Here is a 26,131-nt window from a genome sequence, read left to right as displayed (position 1 = left end):
CGTGACAAAGATGTCTTCGGTCCGGTGGATTTACCTCGACTCTACCCCATGCCAGGCCGAAATTTGCTGTCTGACAAGCTGCCGACACACTGACCTTACATACGGGGCTCAGGCAATCAGAATAGGGCTGGAGGAGGGCCTCCGGTAATAGCGAATGGTCTCATTGACCACCTCGCGCACAGCCTGTATCTGCTGATCCAGGGGCAGGCCGCGCTCCTGTCCGCCGCTTTCGTTGACCAGGGGAAGGCTGACGAACCCGGCCAGGACATCCTTGTGCCCTGCAGCCCATGCCAGCAGGTTGTAGAAAAGCGCGTTGCAGACATAGGTGCCCGCGTCCGAGCTGAGTGTGGCCGGGATGCCGCAGGTGCCAAAGTCGTGCAGGATGGCCCTCAGCGGCAGACGGGTCCAGTAAGCGGCAGGACCCTTGGGATCGATGGGCAGACGGCTGGTCCGACGGACGGCATCCTGGGACTCCTTCTCACCTAGGTTGTCACGGTCGCTCGCGTCGTCCTCCTTAAGATTGACGGCGCAACGCTCCATGGCGATGCCACGAGCCCGACGCTTGAGCCCTGTGGCGATGATGATATCGGGGTGCACCCGCTCTATGGCCTCATGCAGTATGGGCCAGGCTTTGGCGAAGCTGACGGGCATGATGACGGAGGAAATAGTCAAGTCCACGCCCTCCAGAGGATCTTCCTCGGTTGGACCGACCTTTCGCATGCCCTCCATTCCATGCTCGGCCAGAGCTTGTGAGACCTGGCTGGAGGGGTTGACGTCAACACCCTCGTAATGGTCGTATCCGGCGACGATGACCTTGATCTGCTCCATGTGCCCCATGGTACACAGGGCTTCACCCGGCCAGGGAGCCCGCTATCCATTCAGCCATGGGCACGTCCGAGGGCAGGGTGATCTTCATGTTGGTCACACTGCCGGCCACGATGGCCACCGGCTCCTCAGGCAAGTGGTCCACCACAACCCTGGTGTCATCAGTGGGATGGAAGTCGGGGTCCGCAGCGGCCAGGTCGTAGGCCTTGCGGAGGGTACCGAAACGGAAAGCCTGCGGGGTCTGAGCCCGGAACATGTTGTCGCGGTCGGGCACCTGACGCACCACCTTGCGCTCACCCAAGTCGCCGGCCATCAGCATGGTGTCACTCGAGGCCACGGCCACGGTTGCGGCGTTGAATGTATCCAAGGCATCGATGCAGCCATTGATGGACTCCTGGCTGACGAAGGGGCGTACCGCATCGTGGATGAGCAGCTTGGCATCCTGGGGAATCTCCGCATCAGCCAGGGTCTGCAGGGCCGCCTCGGTGCTGTCCATGCGCTCGACGCCGCCCTGGATGACCATGCGGACCTTGTCGTAGGTGTCAGCGCCCACGATGGCCTCGACAGACTCCCGAACCCGATCGTTGACCACGACCAGAATGTCGGTGACGCGGGCATTGGACTGGAAGGCGTCAATTGACCAGGTGATGATGGGTTTGCCGCCCACCTGCACCAGCTGCTTGGGGTTGCTCTCGTCAAACCGAACGCCCAGCCCAGCCGCAAGAATCACCGCTACAACTGGCTGAATCTGCTCCTCCGGCTCTGCGTTATCCTGACTGGCCTCGGACGGGGCTGCTGATGCTCTGCTCTCACTCATACACCCAACGGTACTCACGCGGGGACAAGGAAGGGCGCAGACCCGGCGCTATCTGCACCGAACATCTGCACCCGAGGCCTGCTCCGGCCGCCAGAAACCGGATCGATCAATCTCACGGCTTCAGTCATCGGCCAGAATAAGGGCCAGCATGCGCCCTTCCCCAGCCTTGTTGGCCAGCGAGGCCCGGCGGTGGGAATACCAGAGTGGGTTCTCCAGGGTGCACAGCGGTCGGTGCAGATCCTCAAGACGCTTTGGTAGGGAGGGACCCTCACTGTCCTGGCTGCACAGCTCTTCCAGGTCCGGGTCCTGACGCAGATAACTGGTCGCAGCGCCAATCCGGGGGGCGGAGTCTACGATATTGGTCACTCCTGCCGCTTTCAGTTCCATGATGGCAGCAGTGGCGATGCCGATGGCGATTCCGCCGAACCTGCATGGTCCAGATGCGCCAGGGAAACGCTTCTCGAAGTCATCGGCCAGGTCCGAACCCACCTGATAGCAGTCCGCGCAGATGCGAGGCCCAAGGGTTGCCACGATCCTGGACGGGTCAGCACCCTTGTCGGCCATGGCCTGGATTGTTGACGGAATGACTCCAGCCACCAGACCCCGACGGCCGCAGTGGGCTGCCCCCATCACGCCGGCCTGAGGGTCGGCCAGAAGCACGGGAAGACAATCAGCGGCGAAGATCCCCAAGGCCAGGTCGCGACGGGTGGTCACCTGAGCATCGGCCTCGCAACGCCCCTGGGGCTGACCTTGGTCGGCATCCCAGACCTGGGCTGAGTGAACCTGATCCACCAGGACCATGGGACGGTTCAGCTGGCGACCCAGAGCCTGACGGTTGGCGGCAACCGCCTGCGGGTCATCGCCTCCCTTGCCGCCCAGATTCAGCTGGGCATAATCGCCCGAGGAAACCCCGCCCAATCTGGTGGTGTAGACCACCTTGATCCCTGGCGCCAGCGCTATGGGAATGGTGACCGGGATTGGCCGACCCTGATCGTCCAGCGACGACAGGGGGCTGCTGTCCAGCAGGGTCCGTTCCCGATCCCAGGCTTCTCCCTGAACGCTCTGAAAGTTCTGCTCGTTTGGTTTGGGCTTGAGGCTCATGCAGTCGCCGCCTGATTCAGGCGGTCCATCTCCTCTTCGCTCAGCTCCATGTCAGCTGCCTGCAGGGAGTCCAGAATGGTGGCCACCCTGTGGGCCCCGGGAACCACGAAGACGTTGCGGTTCTGGGACAGCTCCCAGGCCAGGACCACACGCTGGTGGGAGACACCGCGCTCCTGGGCCACCTGACGGAAGGTGTCATAACGGGTTTCGTCCTTGGGCGCTCGGAAGCCTCCCAAGGGGCTCCAGCAGACGAAGGCCAGACCCAGCTCGGCCGCATGGTCCAACTCCTGGCGGGAGCTGATGAAGGTGGGCGAGAACTGGTTCTGCACGGCCACGAGGTCATCGCCCAGAATCTGACGAGCCAGGTCCATCCGCTCAATGTCTACGTTGGAGACGCCCAGTGTACGGGCCACGCCCTGTTTGACCAACTCGGCCATGGCCTCCAAGGACTCCTGGTAGGGCACCCGCGGATCAGGCCGGTGCATGTAGAGCAGATCGATGGTGTCCACACCCAGGGCCTGAGCGGACTCCTTGGCGTGCCGGATCAGGCTCTCCGGTCGACCGTCCACAGCCCAGGTTGGCCGACCATCGGTGAAGTTGCGGTAGTGCCCAACCTTGGTGGCCACCAGCACATCCTGACGGGGTCCCTTCCAGGAGTCCAAAGCCTGGCGAATCAGTCGTTCATTGGTCTGCTCAGGACCACCTGACTCGTAGTAGGACCAGGCAGTATCCAGATGTCGGCAACCGGCATCCAAAGCCTGATGGATGACGTCGATGGCCGTTGCCTGGTCAGGCTTGCCCTCGATGGACAATCCCATGCAACCCAGTCCGACCGCTGTCGTAGTAAAGGGCCCCAAGGCCCGCATCGACGATGTCATACATGTACTCCCGTCTTGTAGATTGATGCCAGCTTCAATGCCGCCGGCTTCCTATCGAGCTTAGCTTGTGGCCCAGTATCAACGACCGCCGAAGGAACCACCACCGGAGCCGCCACCGGAGCCACCGAAGGAACCACCACCGGAGCCAAACCCACCAATACCACTGCCGGAACTGTTGCCGCTGGCCTGGCCGATCAGGCCGCCGATCTGTTCGAGTCCCTGGGTCAACTGAGTACCCAGATCAACCACCCCGCCTTGGCCAAACATTGAATTTGCAGCCAGTGCTTCAGGGCCACTCACGGAGGAAGCCACCGGAACATTCTGGCTGTAAGGCAGGAAGGTACAGTAGAGCAGGCTCCCGCGCGCATTATTATTCAGCCAGTCGAAGTCGGTCAGTTCAGGGCTGGCCTGTGCCAGCTGAGCGACAACCCGATCACTTATACCGAAGGCCGCGGCGTAAACCAGGTATCGGTCCCAGAGCACCAGATCCTCCACGCCCCGGTGGCTAAAATCGCTGAAGTCCAGCAGATAGCGCCGAAGCCCTGACACCTGACCAGCCATGAGCTGTCCATTCCTGCTGAGCACTTGCCAACTACCATAACGAATGGAGAATGCTGCAACAGCCACCAGAAACACGGCCAATGGCGCACGTACCAGCACGGTGCCCGGCAGGAATCCAGCCAGCAGGATGAAAGCGGCCAAGAGCACGGCCAGGAAGGGCAAGATCTCTATACCATGACGATAGGCACGCAGGTCAGCATTGTTGGTCTCATACTTGACGGCCTTGTCGAAAGCCTCCAGATAGACCTTGCCATGATTAGCTTCGGTGCTGGAGAAGAGAGCAATCATCTCGTACAGGTCGAAACGTTCATCCTTGGAGCCCATCAGAGCGGAAGCACCTTCCAGCATGGTCAGGCAGGCTTCCTCGCTTAAGGACAGGGCCAGGGAGGCTCGATCCTGACTGCAGACCGGATTAATGACCACCTCCATGGACTGTCGTTTGCCTTTGTGGAGCAGCGAACGCATCACCTTAGTCAGGGAACCTCCGCCGGAATTCGCCCGGTCCTCATACTTGACCGGAATCAGAGCGATGGCCCGCTTGGAGGTCAGGGAGAGAATGGTGGCTGACAATTGCCTGCCAATAGGGGATTCTCGGGTCAGCATCAAATCGTTGATAACAGCGGCCACGGCCGGTGACAGATCAGGAGGCTGACGATAGTAGATAATATCGCCTCGGTACTGGGAGTCTCCATAGGTGCGGAAGGCCTGCCAGAGCATCACTACAATCAGCGCGATAGCAGCTAAGACGGTCAGTACACCAGCCAACAGTCCGATCCGCGCCCGTCTGGTCTGCTCGGCGTGCCAGTGCTCATACTGCTGGCGCTCCTGCTTGATGATGCGATCACGCGCCGGTTGAGAGTCGGTCCTGACCACCGAGGAAACCCTCTTCGCATCGAAGAGAGCCACCAAATCCAGATGCTGACCTGGCCCGATCCGGTCAGCTGAAAAGTGGATACGGCTGTCATCGCCCACCTGGTAGGAACCCTTGCCAGCGAAATGGAGCCAGGCCTTGGCATCCTTGTCCTTCTCTGTTCCTATAAGCTTGGGAAGCCTGACATCAGCGCTCATATGCTCGACGGAAATCTGGTTGGTGTCGCCCACGGGCTCCCATTGGAATTCAGCCACATCGGGATGGGCAGTAGTGACACCGTGGAAGGTCATGTCGATGCGGAAGCGCCGACCTGAATCCTCGGCAACCTGCGGAATGTTCCAACCCAGCTCCACCTGACACCGGTCCCCCTGGGCGCCGCAGGCGGATCCTTGGTCCGAGTCGCCCGGCTTGTAGGATTCCAATCCTGAGTCCGAAACTGTGCCCATATACCAGGTGCCAGCCATGGTCTTATCCCAGTCGGGAACCTGATCGAGGTTATCAGGATCCGTCGGCGGATCGGCTTGCCTATATGTAGAGCCATTGGTCAGGTCGCGCACGCTTATGTCACTGATGCCCGTCAGCCGGTCAGGCTTGATCTGATAACGCTGGTAGAGCTCCCTCCAGGGACGTTTGTCGCCGTTGCCGTCCTCACGGGAGTTCATGGTTACGGTCAGGTCCTGACTGATGCGCAAATCGCCGTTATCCAGGACCTGGACATCATAGTCCACTGAATCGTATACCAGGTCCGGCCAATTCTTGTTGAAGATAAGCAGAGCAGCGACTATGCACGTCACCAAGGCTGCCACCAAAGCCAGTGCCAAGGCTCGGAAAAAGCGGGAAGTGCTCCAAGAGGGATGGCCTGAGACCGGTTTCCCAGAGGAGGCCGCTGGTGCGTTCACTGTCCGAAGTCCACAACGGGCGCCTGGCGGCTGCCCTCGTCGGCCTGGAAGTACTGGGCCTGACGGAAGTGGAAGAGGGATGCGATGATGTTTGAGGGGACCGTCTCGATGCGGGTGTTGAACTTCTGGACCACATCATTGTAGAACTGCCTGGCGTAGGCGATCTTGTCCTCCAGGTCCTTGAGCTGACGCTGCAAGTCCAGGAAGTTCTGGTTGGCCTTGAGCTCAGGGTAGGCCTCCGCCCGAGCCATCAGAGTGACCAGGGATTGACCCAGTCTCTGCTCGGCATCGGCACGGGCCTGCATCTGGTCTCCGCCAGTTGTCTGGGCCTGAGCCACGTCGGCGCGGGCCTTGGTCACCTCCTCCAGGACGGAGGACTCGTGTGAAGCGTAGCCCTTGACCGTCTGGACCAGATTGGGCACCAGGTCGGCACGCTGCTTGAGCTGGACGTCAATCTGGGCCCAGCCATTGGCTACTCGGTTGCGCAGATTGACCAAACCGTTGTAAGCCCCGATGCACCAGATGACCAGCAACACGACCAGCAGGACAATGACGATAAGCACGATCAGTGATACGGACATGTTCCAATTCTCTCACGGAAGGGTCTGCAGACAAAACAGGACCCCGCCCGTTAGAACGGGGTCCTGTCGGAAGACACCGAATCAATCAACATCCGGCATCAGCGGGAATCAGTCTTCACTGTCGAAGGGGTCGAAGTCCCTGCGCACCCGGCGACGGGGACGCTCGGAACGCTCCTCCCGGTCGGCCCGGTACTCGTCGTAGTGCTCGTCGGCCGCATAGCGCGGGTTCTCCCTGCGACCACGATAGCCGCCACGTCCGGAAGAGCGACGCTCATGACGGCCGCCACGGTCACCGCGGTCATCACGCTCAGCACGGCTACCACGGCCGCGACGCTCGCCACGACCCCGGCCGCCACGATCCTCGTCATCGTCGCGGGAGACCCGACGACGATCGCGACGGGAGCCACGGTCCTCGTCCTCGAACCAGTCTCCGCCGTCCTCATAGTCGCGGTCGCGGCTCTGACGACGGTGCCGGGGGCGGTCCTCCTGGTCCTCGTCGTCGTAGTAGCGATCATCATGCTCTGAACGAGAGCGACGCGGAGCCTCATACCGGTCATCACGCTCGGAGGAACGGCTGCGGCGATCACGATGATCACGGTCACCACGACCACTACGCTCACGACGATCACCGCCACGGTCACGACGGTCTGTGCGGCCTCCGCGATCACGGCCTCCTGCGGACTCCTGGTCCTCGAAGCCGGGAATAGCTAGGGAGATCTTGCCGCGGTCATCCACGCCCTGGACGATGACCTCGACGGTGTCGCCCTCCTTGAGGACGTCCTCCACGGAGTCGATGCGCTCGCCGTTGGCCAGGTTGCGGATCTGCGAGATGTGCAGAAGTCCGTCGGTGCCCGGTGTCAGGTTGACGAAAGCGCCGAAGCTGGTGATCTTGACCACCTTGCCGTTGAAGGTCTCCCCCGCCTCGGGCACGTGCGGGTTGGCGATCTGGTCGATGACCTCCTTGGCCTTGGCTGCAGCCTCGCCGCCCTCGGAGGCGATGTAGACCGTGCCGTCGTCCTCGATGGAGACGTCGGCGCCGGTGTCCTCCTGGATCTGGTTGATCATCTTGCCCTTGGGGCCGATGACCTCACCGATCTTGTCGACCGGAACCTGAGTGGTGATGATGCGCGGCGCATAGGGGCTCATCTCGGCGGGCCCGTCGATGCACTCGTTGATGACGTCCAGGATGGTGGCCCGGGCTTCCTTGGCCTGCTGCAGGGCGGCGGCCAGGATGTCGGCGGGGATGCCGTCCAGCTTGGTGTCCAGCTGCAGGGAAGTGATGAACTCGGAGGTGCCGGCCACCTTGAAGTCCATGTCGCCGAAGGCATCCTCAGCACCCAGAATGTCGGTCAGGGTCTTGTAGGTGGGCCGACCGTCGACCTCGCCCGTGACCAGGCCCATGGCGATGCCCGCCACGGGGGCCTTCAGGGGCACGCCGGCAGCCAGCAGGGACAGGGTGGAGGCGCAGACGGAACCCATGGAAGTGGACCCGTTGGAGCCGATGGCCTCGGAGACCTGACGGATGGCGTAGGGGAACTCCTCGCGGCTGGGCAGAACCGGAATCAGAGCGCGCTCGGCCAGGTTGCCATGGCCCACTTCGCGGCGCTTGGGCGAACCCACGCGGCCGGTCTCGCCGGTCGAATAGGGCGGCATCTCGTAGTTGTGCATGTAGCGCTTGGTAGTGGGGCCGGACAGGGCGTCGATGGTCTGCTCCATCTTCAACATGTTCAGGGTCGTTACACCCAGCACCTGGGTCTCGCCACGCTGGAAGAGTGCGGAACCGTGCACTCGGGGCACCACGTCCACCTCGGCGGACAGGGTGCGGATGTCGCGCAGGCCACGGCCATCGATGCGGTAGTCCTGGGTCAGGATGCGGCGGCGGACAATCTGGCGCTGAAGCTCCTTGAAGGCGTTGCCCAGCTCCTTGTCCTTCTCGGCCTCGTCCATGTCGGTGAACTCGTCGGCCAAAGCCTCGCGGACCTTCTCCTTGATCTCATGGATTCGATCCTGGCGGGGCAGCTTCTCTGCGATGGACAGGGCCTGGTCCAGGTCGGCATGAGCCACCTGGTCGATGCGAGCATAAAGCTCGTCAGTGTACTCAGGGAAGAGCTGGAAGTCCTTGGTGGGCTTGGCGGCCTTGGCCTTGAGCTCACTCTGGGCCTCGCACAGAACCTTGATGAAGGGCTTGGCAGCCTCAAGACCCTGGGCGACAACCTCTTCGTCTGGCTTGATCTGGCCCTCGTCATAGATCAGGCTCCAGGCGTTCTTGCCGGCACCGGCCTCGATCATGGCGATGGCGACGTCCCCGCCCTCGACCACACGACCGGCCACGACCAGCTCGAAGACGGCGCGCTCGCGCTCGCTCCAGCGCGGGAAGGCCACCCACTGGCCATCGATCAGGGCCAGGCGCAGACCCGAGACCGGACCCTCGAAGGGCAGACCTGAGATCAGGGTGGAGGCAGAGGCGGCGTTCAGGGCCAGCACGTCGTAGGCATCCTCGGGGTTGACAGCCAGGATGGTCTCCACGACCTGGACCTCGTTGCGCAGGGTGTGCGGGAAGAGGGGGCGCAGGGGGCGATCAATCAGCCGGCAGGCCAGGATAGCCTCGTTTGAGGGCCGACCCTCGCGACGGAAGAAGGAGCCGGGAATCTTGCCCGCGGCATACATCTTCTCTTCCACATCGACGGTCAGCGGGAAGAAATCGTAGTTCTCCTTGGGGCTGGACCCCGCGGTGGTGGTGGACAGCACCATGGAATCGTCATCAAGATAGGCGGCTACTGCCCCATCCGCCTGCTGGGCGAGACGACCCGTCTCGAAGCGCAACGTGCGCTTGCCATATGATCCGTTATCGATCGTGGCTTCTACAGCCGTGATTTCGGGACCCTCCATAGGGTTCCTCCTTTTGTTTACTGCTTGTTTACTACCTGATGTCAGGATGCTCGGCGTCGCTTAACTGCCGGAGATCCTTGTACTTCGGTCTGGTCCTGCCGAACCCCATGTCCGGCTATTTTCATTCCTTGCGGACCAGCCTTATATTTCAATTCGGCACCATCTTCTGCAACCCCATCCCGGGATCGACGGTGCCTGGTTCAGTCATGCAAAAGCGCCCGAGCGCTAGGCCCGGGCGAAAGCATGCATGTCAGTGGCGCAGTCCAAGACGCTCCACCAGGGAACGGTAGCGGTTGATATCCACCTTCTTGAGGTAATCCAGCAACCGACGACGATGACCGACCATGAGCAGCAGACCGCGACGTGAATGATGATCGTGCTGATGCTGCTTGAGGTGCTCTGTCAGGTCGGAGATTCGCTTGCTCAGCAGAGCCACCTGGACCTCGGGGGAACCGGTATCGCCCTCGTGGGTCGCGTATTCCTTGACGATTGCCTGCTTCTGCTCACTCGTAAGAGCCACGGCTCCTCCTCTTGCATTCTTCCGTTACGCGGTGCACCAGCCCTATGCTGAAGCGCTCTCGATCCGCGGGCGAAACACGCCAAAAATCCATTATACACAGCGATGGGACCGGAGGCGGAAATGGAAGGAGGAATGGATTCATCCCCGACGGACTCGGTGATGAGGTCAGGCCGCGGTGATCAAGCCTCCGAAGAGGACGATGGCGATGGCCGCCAGCTCGATGATGAAGAATAAGGAGAGAGCGGACCAGCTGTGGGTCAGCGTGTTCCAGGGGGAATCCTTGCGCACACAGACCAGTATGGCTACGAAGACGACCGCAAAGACCGCCACGCCCAGGCCAGCGGCGATGATGCCCAGATTGGCCGCGTTGGCCAGGATGGCCTGATGCTGGTAGACCACGAAGGTGCTGTACCAGAAGTTCATCTTGAGCAGGCAGAGGCCGGCGATCAGCTGCTCGGCGGCCAGGCTCAGCACGAAGACCACCCGCCAGAACCAGGAGGACGATTCGATGATGGACATGCCGATGCCCATAAAGGTCAGCACGGTCACCGTCCAGGCAATCAGGGCTATGCCGCGCGGATCCAGGACCGAGGCATAGTGGAGCACACCCTGGGTGTGGTTGATGGCCAGCGAGCGCCCGTATCCGTATGGAATGACGATGGCCAAGAGGACCGCCAGCGCGAAGACGACCCAACGGACCGGTCGGGCACGGCGCTGCTCAATCTCAGCCAGAGAATATTCCGAATCCGGAATAGTCGCTTCAGGGTGGGCCGAAACCTTGTTCACAGCAGTCGCGTCATCCAGGTGCGATGGCACAGATGCAGAACCGGCTGAAGCGCTTCTGCCAGATTCCGCGCCACCTGCATCGTCGAATTGCTCCATCGGCGACCACACCTCCAAGTCCGCTACTCGTGGACACACCGCATACAAGCTTATACCGGGCGGCACACCCGCGCCTAGGAATGAGAGAATGGCATGAAAATGATCGGTACTATACCAAAGCAGCAACTCATACTTATGTTTTTGAGGAGCAGAATTTATAAAAGAGTTCTGAGGGAAGAACTGATTTAATACATATTCCAGCTAAGAGGCAGTGCTGTCTGGTTAATTCAAAGTAGAGCGATTAGTTTTCCGTTTTTAGGCTTCCACATAGGAGGTAATCCACGTAGGAGGCAATGCATTTGCCGCAAGCAGAGAGCCGTTCGTAGCGGTATTCCCAATCCACACTCCCACGAAGAGAACGTCCGTTCTCATTGCCTTGGCGGGCGCAAGACTGGGCATTTCAATCCACACTCCTCGTGAAGGACGCGACCCATAGATGGTGAAATCTTTGCCTTTGCATTGATATTTCAATCCACGCTCCCGTGAAGGGAGCGACGTGCCATATCGTCGTCTTGTGATTGAGCATAATCATTTCAATCCACGCTCCCATGAAGGGAGCGACCAGGTGCGGCAATGATCGTAGACAGCAAGCTGGCATTTCAATCCACGCTCCCGTGAAGGGAGCGACTACGCATATGGTGGTGATCCAAATGGAATCTGATATTTTAATCCACGCTCCCGTGAAGGGAGCGACAAGATGTATCGGGCCTACCAGGCGCAACACCAGGTATTTCAATCCACGCTCCCGTGAAGGGAGCGACGCTCCAGGGGAGCTACACGCTGGACCCGAACGAATTTCAATTCACGCTCACGTGAAGGGAGCGACCCCTGTGGCTGGATCGTGCATGAACTCCTTGCCGATTTCAATCCACGCTCCCGTGAAGGGAGCGACGTTATGACATCTTCCGGGGTTAAAGGGTTTCGCGTATTTCAATCCACGCTCCCGTGAAGGGAGCGACGACCATCTTTTCGAGCAGATTTACGGTCTTCCCCATTTCAATCCACGCTCCCGTGAAGGGAGCGACATCAGCGTCGCGAAGGTCATAGTTCTGCCAAGTATTTCAATCCACGCTCCCGTGAAGGGAGCGACCTCCGACGCGTAGAGGCGACCCTGACACGTCCTATATTTCAATCCACGCTCCCGTGAAGGGAGCGACTCCACATGACGAATCGTCTTGTGCCGTCGTTCTGATTTCAATCCACGCTCCCGTAAAGGGAGCGACGTTTCAGCAGTCCAGATGTGTTTACCGGATTGTATATTTCAATCCACGCTCCCTTGAAGGGAGCGACACAAAAACCAATACTTACGACCAAAACGCCTATTAATTTCAATCCACGCTCCCGTGAAGGGAGCGACCCGTCCATATGTGCTTGCCTGACTGGATAAACGGATTTCAATCCACGCTCCCGTGAAGGGAGCGACTAAAAGCAAGGGCTCTCGGAGCAAAACTACGCGAAGATTTCAATCCACGCTCCCGTGAAGGGAGCGACGCATGACCACTTCGCCCAGGCTGTCGACGTTGCCATTTCAATCCACGCTCCCGTGAAGGGAGCGACAGACCTTGTCCAGGATCCCGTGGATGACATTCCAATTTCAATCCACGCTCCCGTGAAGGGAGCGACTTACGCCATAGTATGAGAAGTACGGATTGTGGATATTTCAATCCACGCTCCCGTGAAGGGAGCGACCTGTATAAAAGGGAATTTACCCGGCTTGATGTGATTTCAATCCACGCTCCCGTGAAGGGAGCGACGATTTTCATGGCGACATCGGCCACACAGGCACAGATTTCAATCCACGCTCCCGTGAAGGGAGCGACAAGCTTGGGCCGCCCCCAAAACTGGGCCCTGCGCCATTTCAATCCACGCTCCCGTGAAGGGAGCGACACCCGACCACTTTGGACGTCAATTTCACCCCCATATTTCAATCCACGCTCCCGTGAAGGGAGCGACGCGTACACTATCGGTGACGGCTGCCTTGTATAATGATTTCAATCCACGCTCCCGTGAAGGGAGCGACTGGTCCAGCTCGAGGGGATGTACTCGCTGGACCCATTTCAATCCACGCTCCCGTGAAGGGAGCGACCGGCAGGATCCCCGCTGATGGGAATATACGAGGTGATATTTCAATCCACGCTCCCGTGAAGGGAGCGACCATTTGCCGCCATTTGCCGTTCCTGTGGTTGTAGATTTCAATCCACGCTCCCGTGAAGGGAGCGACTAATAGGTGCCGCTCTCCTGCCTGCCTTTTCTGAATTTCAATCCACGCTCCCGTGAAGGGAGCGACGACCCTGACCATCAAATACAACCGTGACGGTTCGATTTCAATCCACGCTCCCGTGAAGGGAGCGACGTGTCGGCTATGACGATCCATGGAAAGCCTATGCATTTCAATCCACGCTCCCGTGAAGGGAGCGACCACAGCAAAGGGCCAGTGTTTCATGACCGGCTGTATTTCAATCCACGCTCCCGTGAAGGGAGCGACTCCGCTCTTTCATTTGCTATAGCTTCCCGCGTCGATTTCAATCCACGCTCCCGTGAAGGGAGCGACATAATGTCCATGCCTCAAAGCATCTACCAGCTTATATTTCAATCCACGCTCCCGTGAAGGGAGCGACCAGTATATAAATCGCCGGATATTGACTCAGGCAACATTTCAATCCGCGCTCCCGTGAAGGGAGCGACACGCGCTCCGTGCCCGTCCTGCGGAGGACGCGTTTATTTCAATCCGCGCTCCCGTGAAGGGAGCGACACGTTGGACGCCACGGTCGGCTACAATTCAAACCAATTTCAATCCGCGCTCCCGTGAAGGGAGCGACATGTATTCGGACACTGATTCCATCCATCTGAACATTTCAATCCGCGCTCCCGTGAAGGGAGCGACGCCAGTGTTCAGAGTCGCATTGAAGATCAAACAATATTTCAATCCGCGCTCCCGTGAAGGGAGCGACGCCTGGTCAGGCATGCCGGGTGGCTCCTGCACTGATTTCAATCCGCGCTCCCGTGAAGGGAGCGACTCGAAGGCGGGTTTTTTGCCAATGTTGGTCAAAACATTTCAATCCGCGCTCCCGTGAAGGGAGCGACCGGCGACGACCTCGAATCCGCCACAATCATGCTGATTTCAATCCGCGCTCCCGTGAAGGGAGCGACATGCCAACGATGATCCGGACGGCGAGTTGACAGCAATTTCAATCCGCGCTCCCGTGAAGGGAGCGACACCACGGACCGAGACCACTAAGGCCACGGCCAAATTTCAATCCGCGCTCCCGTGAAGGGAGCGACCATCCACGCTTGGCGTGGTGTTCACCATGGTATCGATTTCAATCCGCGCTCCCGTGAAGGGAGCGACACCCTCCGCATGAGCGTGTATGCGGAGGGACGGGAGATTTCAATCCGCGCTCCCGTGAAGGGAGCGACCTAATGGCGTTTGACAATTCCCAGATTAGTGATAATTTCAATCCGCGCTCCCGTGAAGGGAGCGACCGGGCAGCTGGATAACGTGGAGCAGATTCAACGGATTTCAATCCGCGCTCCCGTGAAGGGAGCGACGTGCCTAAAGATCCAGTTGATACCATGGGATCCATCGATTTCAATCCGCGCTCCCGTGAAGGGAGCGACGATTGATTTCGGTATCGAGATTTACGACATGCTATTTCAATCCGCGCTCCCGTGAAGGGAGCGACAAGCCGGACGGCATGGAGGGCTTATGGCCCTTGATTTCAATCCGCGCTCCCGTGAAGGGAGCGACACGCTTCACACGCCGACGACCATGTATACAACCGATTTCAATCCGCGCTCCCGTGAAGGGAGCGACTGAAGATCAGCACGCCGCCAGGGGCCAGCACGCGATTTCAATCCGCGCTCCCGTGAAGGGAGCGACTCGCCCCACAAGTAAGGAGTTGGATGATGGCGGTATTTCAATCCGCGCTCCCGTGAAGGGAGCGACTGTTCAACACCCCGCCGGACTTCAACCCGCTCAAATTTCAATCCGCGCTCCCGTGAAGGGAGCGACCCACTTGAATACCGGGGTCACGTGCTATGGAACTATTTCAATCCGCGCTCCCGTGAAGGGAGCGACACGTACGAACGCCGTGGAATCGGCCACGTTGGCAAATTTCAATCCGCGCTCCCGTGAAGGGAGCGACCGCGATGATCCTTTAAGTATTTGAGTGCTTGATCATTTCAATCCGCGCTCCCGTGAAGGGAGCGACATGACCCCCAGGCTGCGGATCGTCAAGTTCGACACATTTCAATCCGCGCTCCCGTGAAGGGAGCGACTGCCGCCACATGCCCTTCCAGCATTCCAACCCATTATTTCAATCCGCGCTCCCGTGAAGGGAGCGACCGTCATGAGTCAGCCAGCACAGCAGATACAGCAAATTTCAATCCGCGCTCCCGTGAAGGGAGCGACATTCGATGGACGAACTTGTCAGGCTGTTCAAGGATATTTCAATCCGCGCTCCCGTGAAGGGAGCGACGGTGATTTCTTCTCAGGGGTCTGGGGCAGTATCAAATTTCAATCCGCGCTCCCGTGAAGGGAGCGACGACAAAGCCAACCAGATGGATTTGTATAACGCGATATTTCAATCCGCGCTCCCGTGAAGGGAGCGACTCATCACAGTCATCACCAGCGTATGGCAGACAATCATTTCAATCCGCGCTCCCGTGAAGGGAGCGACGTGCAGTGCATGGTTGTCGGTGTGGTGGGCAATGTATTTCAATCCGCGCTCCCGTGAAGGGAGCGACTATTGCGCGCTCGCCCACTATCTGCAAGGCATCCAATTTCAATCCGCGCTCCCGTGAAGGGAGCGACCACTTTGCATGTGTTATACGGCTGAATCGCAAAATTTCAATCCGCGCTCCCGTGAAGGGAGCGACCTTATGTTTCTATGGTCAATTTGGATGGATCATAGGATTTCAATCCGCGCTCCCGTGAAGGGAGCGACAAGAATCATAGACCTGCCAATCAGTCCAATCTGTATTTCAATCCGCGCTCCCGTGAAGGGAGCGACCCGATTGATGCACCTAAAATGTAATGAGTCAAGGGATTTCAATCCGCGCTCCCGTGAAGGGAGCGACCCCATTCGGGGGCCATCTCGACCTCCGGGCAGTCATTTCAATCCGCGCTCCCGTGAAGGGAGCGACTATCCGACGCTCATACTATGCGCCAGAGAGTATCAATTTCAATCCGCGCTCCCGTGAAGGGAGCGACTCTGGTAGAGTTTGACCGCCTTGGCGGCCATTTGATTTCAATCCGCGCTCCCGTGAAGGGAGCGACGTTCCAACCCACCGTCGCATGATCTTTGATCTTGCTATTTCAATCCGCGCTCCCGTGAAGGGAGCGACCGATGGCAAGGACTATGTTAATACCTTTGCCGATATTTCAATCCGCGCTCCCGTGAAGGGAGCGACAAGTGCATTTTGGCGCGTCCTCTTGCCAGACCACCATTTCAATCCGCGCTCCCGTGAAGGGAGCGACGATCAAGATGCCCCGCTCCTGCTTGCCCACGTATATTTCAATCCGCGCTCCCGTGAAGGGAGCGACAAAACAGCGTGTTGTAGCCGTCGCACACGTTGCGATTTCAATCCGCGCTCCCGTGAAGGGAGCGACCCAAGCCCATGATCTACATGCAGATCTCCACGGAATTTCAATCCGCGCTCCCGTGAAGGGAGCGACAAGATGCTGCACGGCGTACTCCGCTTCCTCCGGCGTATTTCAATCCGCGCTCCCGTGAAGGGAGCGACGATCTCGCGTACGCGCAGCGTGAGCTGCGAGCGATATTTCAATCCGCGCTCCCGTGAAGGGAGCGACTTATCCAAATTGACAACGGCGTCGTTAAACTGCTATTTCAATCCGCGCTCCCGTGAAGGGAGCGACTTGGGTCTCGGCAGAATCATCGACTACTGAGCGATTTCAATCCGCGCTCCCGTGAAGGGAGCGACCTTGCACCACTGTACCCGACCCGCGAGAGATGACAATTTCAATCCGCGCTCCCGTGAAGGGAGCGACCTTCATAGGGATGCGGGCGGCGTTCCTGGCGATATTTCAATCCGCGCTCCCGTGAAGGGAGCGACCTAATCGGCAGTGGTTTTATGCCGAGCCCGGGCAATTTCAATCCGCGCTCCCGTGAAGGGAGCGACTCGGGTGCGCCCAGAGATAGTTTGCAAAATCGTCATTTCAATCCGCGCTCCCGTGAAGGGAGCGACAAGAGACCCTCAATGAGCACGCCCGATCCGAGCTAATTTCAATCCGCGCTCCCGTGAAGGGAGCGACGGGCAAAAGTCACCGACCGCGACGACATCACGATATTTCAATCCGCGCTCCCGTGAAGGGAGCGACTATATGGGATGGCATAAGTGGTGCCGTATCCAACGATTTCAATCCGCGCTCCCGTGAAGGGAGCGACAGCGCCACAGACTCAGATAGCAGCCGGACTAGTGATTTCAATCCGCGCTCCCGTGAAGGGAGCGACGCGCTTTTGCTCGGCCACTTCGATACCGGAGCAGATTTCAATCCGCGCTCCCGTGAAGGGAGCGACGACAAGGCCGACCCCCAGTGGTGAGAACCTATCGATTTCAATCCGCGCTCCCGTGAAGGGAGCGACCGTACCCCTGTGCGCTTTGAAACGCCATGGTTCGATTTCAATCCGCGCTCCCGTGAAGGGAGCGACCTCATGAATGCGGCCATGGCTGAATCGGAATCGAAATTTCAATCCGCGCTCCCGTGAAGGGAGCGACAACCGCTCAACATGTGTTTTTGACAATCCCGCGAGATTTCAATCCGCGCTCCCGTGAAGGGAGCGACATTAACCATCCTCGATAAAGAGGATTATTACAGTATTTCAATCCGCGCTCCCGTGAAGGGAGCGACAAGGATTTGGTACCTACGGTGAGGATATTTTCTGATTTCAATCCGCGCTCCCGTGAAGGGAGCGACAAAACACCGCCGGATACTGGCAGTTTGTGGCCGAATTTCAATCCGCGCTCCCGTGAAGGGAGCGACAAAGAGTTCTGTGGAAACCCCACAGGTCATAATTATTTCAATCCGCGCTCCCGTGAAGGGAGCGACGACCAGGGAGTCCGGATGGAGGATCTATGCGGAATTTCAATCCGCGCTCCCGTGAAGGGAGCGACCCCAACCCGCCAGTTATCCGGTCAAGTTCAAATTATTTCAATCCGCGCTCCCGTGAAGGGAGCGACAGCACAATGATACATCCGATGACCAATATATGATCAGCTTTTAATGGCTGACGACTCCCAACAGCCCAAACTAGGTACCCAGCTCCTGTTCATAGTCGAGCAATTGAGATGATACTTCAAGTTGATAACATCACTATTCAGTTATCAAACAACTGTTCATTCGATTCACTAAAATTCTAGCTTCCTTCGTATAAATAGCCTCTGATTTGAAATGTGAAAAGAACTCAGCTCAAAAAAAAATGCGAGATTAAGACCGTATATCGTCCTGAAGTAAAGATTTGCGGCGCGAAGGATCAGGTGAATACATGATTGCTAGCGTTTCGCGCCAACGATGATCCACAACAGTAGTCAACATACTGCACCGTTTACAGAATTACACCAGCCACTTAGCTATCGTCTAATTTCCGTGGCTAAAACAAAACAGTACAACAAAGACACATAACTCTATAGCATCATCACTTGGTCAACAGGGATATGACGCCTCACCCCGTAGTAATGGATTCTGCGCGAGTATCTGGCACCCAGGTCATACAAGATCAAGCTGTCTTCCTGAGGATTGATCAACGTCATCAGCCGCTGTTTTAACAACTCACGGTCGGCGGGAGTTACCACACATTCGAACACGCTATTTTGCACACGCTGCCCAAACTTCATGCACTCATGGCCGACCTGCCGCAACCGTCTCCGGCCGGCCGCCTCACAGGTGTCGACATCATAGGCAACAACCACCATCATTATTTCTTCACCCTACTTCCAAAACATTGGCGGATAGGCATCCATATCCCCACGTATATATCTAGCCAGCAATAATGCCTGCACATAGGGCACCAACCCCCATGGCACTTTCTCCTTAAGAAAAGGGTGCATGATTTGCTCATTCTTGCGCTTCTGCCAGGCTGAAAGCACCTGCTTCCTCCCCTTGTCGTTAAGATAGGTTCCTCCGTTCTCTCGAACCTCAAAATCTTCAGCCTTAACCGCATGGGTGTTGACCAGAGACAAAGCTAGCCGATCCGCAAAGATTGGACGCAATTCCTCAACAAGATCCAAGGCCAGAGAAGATCTACCTGGCCTGTCTGTATGCAAGAACCCGACATAAGGATCAAGGCCGACACCTTGCAGTGCGGAACGACAATCTCCGGAAAGTAGCACATAGATAAATGAGAGCAGGGCATTCATTCTATCCATCGGTGGCCTCCGGCTGCGCTGCTCGAAGTAGAAATCATCCTTATTCGTAAGGATAAGATCATCAAAGGCATAAAAGTAGCACTTCGCGGCCTCCCCCTCCACACCACGAACCGAATCTGGCGTTAGGCAGCTGTCCAATTCCTGCAAGGCTGCCAACAGGCGGGCACTCTGTTTTTTCACACGAGGCACATTGATCCGTAAGGCGTGGTCTCGGGTAGCACGCTCCAGCACCTGTCGCGCATTGAATATCTTGCCCATGACGAATGAGGCTGCAATCGAACAGACCTCATTATCGTCATCGGCCATGTGATACTGACGGCGTCGCAAAAGCACATTTCTGTTAGCTTCTCCAAGCACTGACCCGTAGTACTTGCCCTGAGGGGAGTAGAAGGCGAACGAGACTCCAAATTCATTACACTTACCCAGCAAGGCTGGCGAAGCACCCTTGTAGCTGAAGCAAAGAATAGACTCTAAGGCACGAAGGGGTATCCGTCCCATGACTTGGTCTCCCTCATTCACCACGACGTTCTCTTGCTCCAGGGAAAGGTAGGCATCCTCTGTAGTGACAAACAGGGTATTCAACATCTGTCTCAATAGATCATCGCTTCCCTCTGGTTCTATTCCTCAATAAAGTCTCATTGTCCAAGTTACCCCTACAACTCTTTCAAGGTCTTTCGAATGTAGTCAGCAGCAGAAGACTTATGCACAAGTTCAGGCAGGCAGATATCCTTCAATGAGCATGACCGGCAACCCGTTTTCGGCTTCACCTTTGGAGTATGGCCTCGTCGATAAAGGTCCCGCATCTCCGCCAGATCATCGGCCACCTGAGCGCGAAGTTCATTGTTGAGTTCAACCACTTCACGGCGCTTGGTCCGCTGATAGAACAATGCTCCCTGTCCTATGCTGCAGGAGAGCATTTCTTCCAAGCACATGGCTTCGCCGCACAATTGCAAACGATCAGCATTATTGACCTTGCTGGAACCATGCTTGTACTCAATAGGATAGGGTTTCCACCGCCCTCTTCTGCCTGTCAACGAAACCCCATCCTGAGCCGCGTGAAATTCGACAATGTCACAATCGCCGACAACTCCTAACCTTCTGGAGAATACGCGCAGATCGCGCAGTATCAAGGTGTCGCCGCGTTTTTCAGAAGCGTGGTAGTCGTGAGCACGTCGGTGTTCGAAGTCTCCTGCATATGTTCTGGTGTTGTCACGCCATTGCTCCTCTATGTGAATCAATGCCCATTGGCGCTTGCAGAACTCAAAATGCTGAATGCCAGACAGGGCCAGCCATTCATCCTCAGGATATTCGGCCGGCCCTGTGGCCATGGACAAGTCCATGGAATTATCAATCATTGCAGTATTCTCAGCCATCCACCATTTCAGTCAGTTCGACCGACTGCGGAATAGCTGAAGTATCGACGGTCACATCGTAATCCGAGAAGCTGCGCGGTGTCTCAACCTCAGGCTTATGTGCCACATGAATGCTATCGAACAGCTTATAGGAGGGAGCATCGCCAAGATCGTTGCTGTGCTTGAAGACGTAGAGCTTGCGAACGGCCATCTTGCCCCTAGCTGCAGAATGATCAAACTCGAACATATTGAGAATGGCCTGCCAAAGCATAGCCAGGTCTTCCTCGCTAAATCCGGTGGTCTTTTGTGCAAGCTTGGCATTCACATAGCCATCAGCACGGTATAAACCATAGGGGACGATGGACTTGTTACCCATCGTGTTGTTTTTGTCTTCCTGATCCTCCTCCGTGGTTATTGCCATTCTGGTTATGGTAACCGACTGAGGGAAAATCGGATCGATGGACTGCGAAAACCCCAGTTGAACCGGACCTCGCACTTGGCCGCAAGATAACCCACCCCTCATGAAGGTAGTCATCACTGCGCCAAAGGTCCTGATATCAAAGAAATTGGAGCACATGTAGTCGAGAATCAGTCGGTCGAGCTCCCCATTTTCTTTTTTTGCTTTCTTTACCTTCTCCCTGAACTTCTTCGTATCAGAATCCACGCTGATCCCGTATTTGTCTAAAGCCTCAGCATCCAGGCGGTTAAGTGGAACCTGCTGCTTAATGTAAATGCGCCAAGGTGACTTATCGCCATTGATCAGCTGCACATAGTTACGGATCTTCCTCTTCAGGCACACGTCAGTAACGATTCCCAGACCGGTCTCACTATCGGTTCGTGGCATATTGCCTGATTCCGGATCTCCATTGGGATTGCCGTTCTCAACATCGTAAAGAATAGAGAAATCATACCTGTTGCGAATAGCCTTGTCGGTCTGCTCACTCATATGCTGGTCCTTCTTCCTGGTCAATCTTCTTATCTTGTATTTTCTTATCACCGCTATAACGTTCTTGGGTCTGGAAATAATATCCGAGTTGGAAAGCACCTTGTTCAGGGAGCGATAGTCTTGTCGGGAAGCTCTTGCCGATTCTCACCATGAGGTTTTTGATCTGAGTGATATAATAGTTTCTTAAAGCAACTGGCAACTTATGCAAATGCTTGTTAGCCAAATCTCCCAGACGAGGAAAGACAACCGCAGGCATGATAGATGCATTTGTAAAATATTGATCAACAATAGTTGTGTTGATTTTATGCTTTAGGTTTGCTTGATTTATGTTTGCTTTATACTGTATTTCCTCATATAGAGCAAACAATCGTCCTAGAACATAAGGCACATCGTTGCTTTTTTCATTGAGAGACACTTGTAGAACCTCCTTTGGGCATGCGCTGTTGGCGTGGCGAAGATAATAAGCCTTAATTATTGCTGCCTTATCTCGATTCACCCTGTGCTCAGCAGCGATGCGAATTTGTATCATATTTAGTAAAGAAGTCGGATAAGAAGTACCGAGGAGTATAGAGCGAAACAGTTCATCAATGAGGCTTGAAGAGACCTCAGCACTTGCCTGCCTATTTGTCGTTCTAGGCTGTGTTTGAGCCAGCAACGACCATACAGGCAATGTGGTTCTATCATCGTACTGCGGTCGTACAATGTCCAAATCCGCATAATGCTTATGTACGTTTTGCATAAAGCGTCCGAAGGTATCTTTCAAAAAGAATGATACTGATAATCTTGCGGCATTGGGCACCAAACCAAGAATATAAAAGTGCTCACCAGGATTTAGATTTATTCCGTCATAGACAACAGGTCTCCCTTCAGCTAACTCGCTAATTGTTCTTAGCAACGTTTTCTGATCGACACTGGAATCAGCATAAAGACTAGTAAACAGTTGGGTCGAATACTGCACCTCACCGGACTCAGCCCAACATAGAATAGTCAATGAATTTTTATTGACGGTTTTGCAATATTGCCTATCATGTAGCATGATATTCAGCGCAGTTGAATATGCGAAGGCCTCATATCCGCTCATAGGAGCATTCGTATCCTGTTTTTTGTTGTAAGAACAGAAAGCTTTTTTATTGAACGAAACTAGTGCAGCTCCACTGGGCTTCGTTCCAGGCACACCTTTGATTAATGGATGCGTCAATGCAGGAATCACCGTTTTCCCCGTTACCATGCTCTGCATTGGCTTTATGGATGACTCATCGCCCTCCTCATCATTTTTTCTTTGCTCGTACCAAGTTTCCCAAAAATGCCGTAAAACTGAATTCCGCGTTAATGGCCTATCGCCGAGACAAATTACTAATCGCGAGTTGACGACCTTATTCCATGCTTCTTTTCCGACCAGTTCTTTGACAATTCCAGCTTGTGGTGGAAGAGCGAAGAAGGCAAGCACTGCCTTCGAAGCCTGATCAATAGGATGGATAATGATATTTTTATGGTATTCTTTAGCAGCTTCGAATTCCTTAAGAGCTCTTTCCGACTCTCCCTTAGCATCCTCTCCAAGCAGATATGGAGCTTTAGCGCAAAGAAAACTTGCTTTTATACCACTCGTATTTGAAGCATGCATAGGCACTTCCATCCTCATGCGAAAGTTGTTACTAACTAACTTTCCGAATGGAATAAGGTTTATGACATGCCCAGCTTCATCGATATCAAGCCCGTAAGAAACATTTTCTACGCTATATCCATACTTTGGCGCTTTGCCATCTCTCTGAAATCGTTCATAGATATTTATTAATTCGCCAATCATGCGGTCACCTGCACATTCGCTGTATTGAGCACACCATCGAGTAACTCTGCTCTAAAAAATACTGGCTGTGGATTGGCACAATCCGAGTAATCCAAGTCATACAACATGTAGCCCAGATCCCTACGACCCTGCTCAAACCCTTGCGGCTTGCCGCTGTTGCTATGCCAAAGACGAAACTCTGCAGGAAATTCCCTGGTGCCGAAGTACGGATGGTGATAGTACTGACCCTTATTAGCACGTCTGTTGAATTCGCTAATAAATTTCGCAGGCGTGTCTCCATCTTTGGCCTTTGGGGTCATATCAAAATGAGCTTCTATCACATATTTCACGTCTTTCAAGATAATGGAAGAACGCTGTGCAATCGATTCCGAAGTATATATCGCCAACTTCTCACGATTTTTTCTCGACGGTCTCAGAATCATTGACTCGACGTTCCTGGCAGAAATAGTATCCATTACCTCATTTCGGCGAATATTGGTAAATTTTATGGGCCTCATTACCACGATTCTGTCTACTCGCCAAACCATTCCAGGATGCCAGAAAACTGCATCAAGAATACCACGTGCGGCAGAGGGAGTCATTACGTCATATGACACCCTCTCGACTTTCATTTCTGGTCTGGTGAAGAGAGCGTACGGGCCCCAAACCTCAAGTTGTATCGTCATTGAACTCCCATCTACTTCATTGAGCTAACCAAACAAGCCGTTTTGTGGCACCGGGTCCTCGCTGACAACCAATCCGGTAAAACTATCGTAAATGCTCATATCAGTAAGCACAAAGGCTGCGACATCGGAGTCTGTAGAACTGGCCAAAGGAAGCAACTTGCCGGCTTCTTTTAATTTCACTATTGATCCAGGCCAGAGATTTACTGCGTACTGGCCAAGTACCCTGAATAGTTTTCTTGTATAATTTTGCGGATCAGCAAGGAGAGCACAAAGCTTTTCGGCTTCTTGGTTTAGCGGTACATAAACCGGTTTGGTTTGAGTATCTATCAGTTTAAAGGAATTTGCAATAGCAGCAAAAGGCATAAGGCATCCATCTATTCCCTCCTCATGAGCCTCTAAAATATGATTGCTATCTAATGCTTCCTCACCATACATGGTCAATAAATTCGTGAAATATAAATGGATCGCTTCTTGAGAGGCGAGGTCTTTGGTTTGGCGATAAACAGCATTGAAAGCCGCTACATTCTGAGCCAGGAAAGAAACCCGACCCTCATCGGTAGCAAATACATGCACCAAGCATGAATTGGAATCGTTGCGTCCTTCCCTATTACAACGACCTGCAGTTTGCAGAATCGAATCTAGGCCAGCCTGTTCACGATAAGCCACGGGAAAATCTACATCTACCCCCGCTTCGATCAGAGATGTAGATATAACTCTACATGGCACCCTATGATGAAGTCGTTTACGAATCTTTTTGAGCAGCCGCTGACGATCATAAGCACACTGCAATGTGGTTAAGCAAAAGGTTCCATCATCACTATGTGTTTTCCGAACAGCCTGTGCCACGTATTGGGCCTCTTTGCGGGTATTAACAACACAGAGAACCTGATCATGATGGTTAACTTCTGCAACCAAGTGAGCCAAAGTCATCTGACCATCAACTACGATTCGGTTGCGTCTGAACTGAGAGCGCTCTTGTTCATTAAGCGGCGCAATTTCAGGAATTATCAAATCCGATCGTCCCAGTGCCTGTGCAAAGAGCTCATACAGAGCCGGCTGGGTAGCCGTACACAACACTGCACTCATACGGTAATGATCGACTAACTCAGCAATAGCTTGAACGCAAGGTCTTAAATATGAGACAGGTAGCGTTTGTGCTTCATCAAAGATGACGACCGAATTGGCAATATTATGGATTTTCCTCAACTTAGATGCTTTGTTAGCAAACAGACTTTCGAAGAATTGGACAGCCGTAGTAACGATAATCGGCATGTTCCAGTTTTCAGCAGCAAAACTTCGATGCAAATCAACAGTATTGAGTTCTTTCTCCTCCTTCAACTGAAAATCAGCATCTGCATAATGCGGCAAAACTACTTCAGCGCCGAGCAACTTTTCAAATTCCTTGACCGTCTGATCAATAATCGAAGTATAAGGAACTACGTAAATGACTCTTGCCAAATGATGAGTTTTGGCGTGCTCAAGTGCAAACGTTAATGAGGAATCTGTCTTCCCGCTACCGGTTGGCGCCGTCAGTGTATATAGCCCTGGTTCCCACTTCTGATCGGCACCATGAGCAAGACAGTTCTTCAGAATGGCGTTACGTTTTGCATTCAACGAGGTCGTGACTGGGCCGGACAACAACTTTCGAGCACGGTTTTCCATGATCTTAGACAAATCTGCAATCTGTTGCTCCTGGCTGATCCTTATTTTCCTAGCTAATGACCTACTGCGAGTAATAAGCTCTTCAGTTGACGGCATGATTGAAGAAGCTAGCCTACCAGGCCCAAGAACCTGCAAGAGTTGCTCGAGAAACGGTGATTCATTGCGTTCAACTTTGCCGTTGACAAAAAACTCGGCATCCAATCGATCGGCATCCACTAAGGTCGACTCATGCATTCTTATTCGCATCATTGCGGAAAAGAAGGATTCTTTTCGTAATATAGGACTGACTGTTGGAGGAGTAATCTCGTCCTTCCAATGAGAAGCATCAGGGCTGATTCGCTTAATTCTCCCCATTAGTGTTGGAGATTGATCAGTATCCGTTTGTGGATTTCCGCCATCGGGCAAACCAGTATGATGCCCTGCTATAGCAAACTCAGCTTCCTGCAGACCTAAACGATAGGCCTCTTTCATGCCACAGGAAGAATGGTTAACT

The 26,131-nt window shown here is 55.0% G+C and carries 16 protein-coding genes and 1 CRISPR repeat array; all 16 genes read right to left on the bottom strand.

Annotation, left to right across the window (positions count from 1 at the left end; translation table 11 throughout):
• Positions 1-108: 108 nt before the first annotated feature.
• On the bottom strand, positions 109-828 hold the full coding sequence (locus H3T93_RS06100; protein WP_144178393.1) for a pyroglutamyl-peptidase I: 720 nt from the start codon (positions 826-828) through the stop codon (positions 109-111).
• 22 nt (positions 829-850) lie between these two features.
• Positions 851-1,642 carry an IspD/TarI family cytidylyltransferase gene (locus H3T93_RS06095; RefSeq protein WP_046323343.1) on the bottom strand — a complete coding sequence of 264 codons (792 nt, stop codon included), beginning with the start codon at positions 1,640-1,642 and terminating at the stop codon, positions 851-853.
• Between the two features lie 120 nt (positions 1,643-1,762).
• Complete coding sequence (locus tag H3T93_RS06090; RefSeq protein ID WP_144178392.1) at positions 1,763-2,743, bottom strand: polyphenol oxidase family protein; 981 nt, start codon at positions 2,741-2,743, stop codon at positions 1,763-1,765.
• Positions 2,740-3,621 carry an aldo/keto reductase gene (locus H3T93_RS06085; RefSeq protein WP_144178391.1) on the bottom strand — a complete coding sequence of 294 codons (882 nt, stop codon included), beginning with the start codon at positions 3,619-3,621 and terminating at the stop codon, positions 2,740-2,742. Before H3T93_RS06085 ends, H3T93_RS06090 begins: the two co-directional genes overlap by 4 nt.
• A 78-nt stretch (positions 3,622-3,699) precedes the next feature.
• Positions 3,700-5,952 (bottom strand): DUF2207 domain-containing protein, encoded by a 2,253-nt coding sequence (locus H3T93_RS06080; protein WP_186363985.1) that lies wholly within the window; start codon positions 5,950-5,952, stop codon positions 3,700-3,702.
• The gene (locus tag H3T93_RS06075; RefSeq protein WP_144178388.1) at positions 5,949-6,533 is read right to left on the bottom strand and encodes a LemA family protein; all 585 of its coding nucleotides are present in this window, start codon (positions 6,531-6,533) and stop codon (positions 5,949-5,951) included. The genes H3T93_RS06080 and H3T93_RS06075 overlap by 4 nt, the downstream gene beginning before the upstream one ends.
• Before the next feature lie 108 nt (positions 6,534-6,641).
• The gene (locus H3T93_RS06070) at positions 6,642-9,422 is read right to left on the bottom strand and encodes a polyribonucleotide nucleotidyltransferase (RefSeq protein WP_144178387.1); all 2,781 of its coding nucleotides are present in this window, start codon (positions 9,420-9,422) and stop codon (positions 6,642-6,644) included.
• A gap of 250 nt (positions 9,423-9,672) precedes the next feature.
• Positions 9,673-9,942, bottom strand: a complete 270-nt coding sequence (rpsO, locus tag H3T93_RS06065) for a 30S ribosomal protein S15 (RefSeq protein ID WP_024626835.1) — start codon at positions 9,940-9,942, stop codon at positions 9,673-9,675.
• A 165-nt stretch (positions 9,943-10,107) separates the two neighbouring features.
• On the bottom strand, positions 10,108-10,824 hold the full coding sequence (locus H3T93_RS06060) for a hypothetical protein (protein ID WP_144178386.1): 717 nt from the start codon (positions 10,822-10,824) through the stop codon (positions 10,108-10,110).
• A gap of 464 nt (positions 10,825-11,288) precedes the next feature.
• Positions 11,289-18,024: direct repeats of the CRISPR family, unit length 32 nt; unit sequence ATTTCAATCCGCGCTCCCGTGAAGGGAGCGAC.
• Between the two features lie 444 nt (positions 18,025-18,468).
• Positions 18,469-18,759 carry a CRISPR-associated endonuclease Cas2 gene (cas2, locus tag H3T93_RS06055; RefSeq protein WP_046323348.1) on the bottom strand — a complete coding sequence of 97 codons (291 nt, stop codon included), beginning with the start codon at positions 18,757-18,759 and terminating at the stop codon, positions 18,469-18,471.
• Positions 18,760-18,771: 12 nt separating this feature from the next.
• Complete coding sequence (gene cas1c, locus H3T93_RS06050; RefSeq protein ID WP_144178385.1) at positions 18,772-19,803, bottom strand: type I-C CRISPR-associated endonuclease Cas1c; 1,032 nt, start codon at positions 19,801-19,803, stop codon at positions 18,772-18,774.
• Positions 19,804-19,862: 59 nt separating this feature from the next.
• A complete protein-coding gene (cas4, locus tag H3T93_RS06045; RefSeq protein WP_232348699.1) occupies positions 19,863-20,564 on the bottom strand; it encodes a CRISPR-associated protein Cas4 in 702 nt (233 codons plus the stop codon).
• Positions 20,565-20,574: 10 nt separating this feature from the next.
• On the bottom strand, positions 20,575-21,507 hold the full coding sequence (gene cas7c, locus H3T93_RS06040) for a type I-C CRISPR-associated protein Cas7/Csd2 (protein WP_144178383.1): 933 nt from the start codon (positions 21,505-21,507) through the stop codon (positions 20,575-20,577).
• On the bottom strand, positions 21,500-23,311 hold the full coding sequence (cas8c, locus tag H3T93_RS06035) for a type I-C CRISPR-associated protein Cas8c/Csd1 (RefSeq protein ID WP_144178381.1): 1,812 nt from the start codon (positions 23,309-23,311) through the stop codon (positions 21,500-21,502). Before cas8c ends, cas7c begins: the two co-directional genes overlap by 8 nt.
• On the bottom strand, positions 23,308-23,976 hold the full coding sequence (gene cas5c / locus H3T93_RS06030) for a type I-C CRISPR-associated protein Cas5c (RefSeq protein WP_144178379.1): 669 nt from the start codon (positions 23,974-23,976) through the stop codon (positions 23,308-23,310). The genes cas8c and cas5c overlap by 4 nt, the downstream gene beginning before the upstream one ends.
• Before the next feature lie 24 nt (positions 23,977-24,000).
• Complete coding sequence (cas3, locus tag H3T93_RS06025; protein ID WP_186363984.1) at positions 24,001-26,109, bottom strand: CRISPR-associated helicase Cas3'; 2,109 nt, start codon at positions 26,107-26,109, stop codon at positions 24,001-24,003.
• Positions 26,110-26,131 lie beyond the last annotated feature (22 nt).

The sequence above is a fragment of the Bifidobacterium sp. M0404 genome, assembly GCF_016101415.1.
GTDB lineage: Bacteria > Actinomycetota > Actinomycetes > Actinomycetales > Bifidobacteriaceae > Bombiscardovia > Bombiscardovia polysaccharolytica.
Note: the sequence above shows the minus strand (reverse complement) of the source record. Positions and strands in the feature narration are given on the sequence as shown.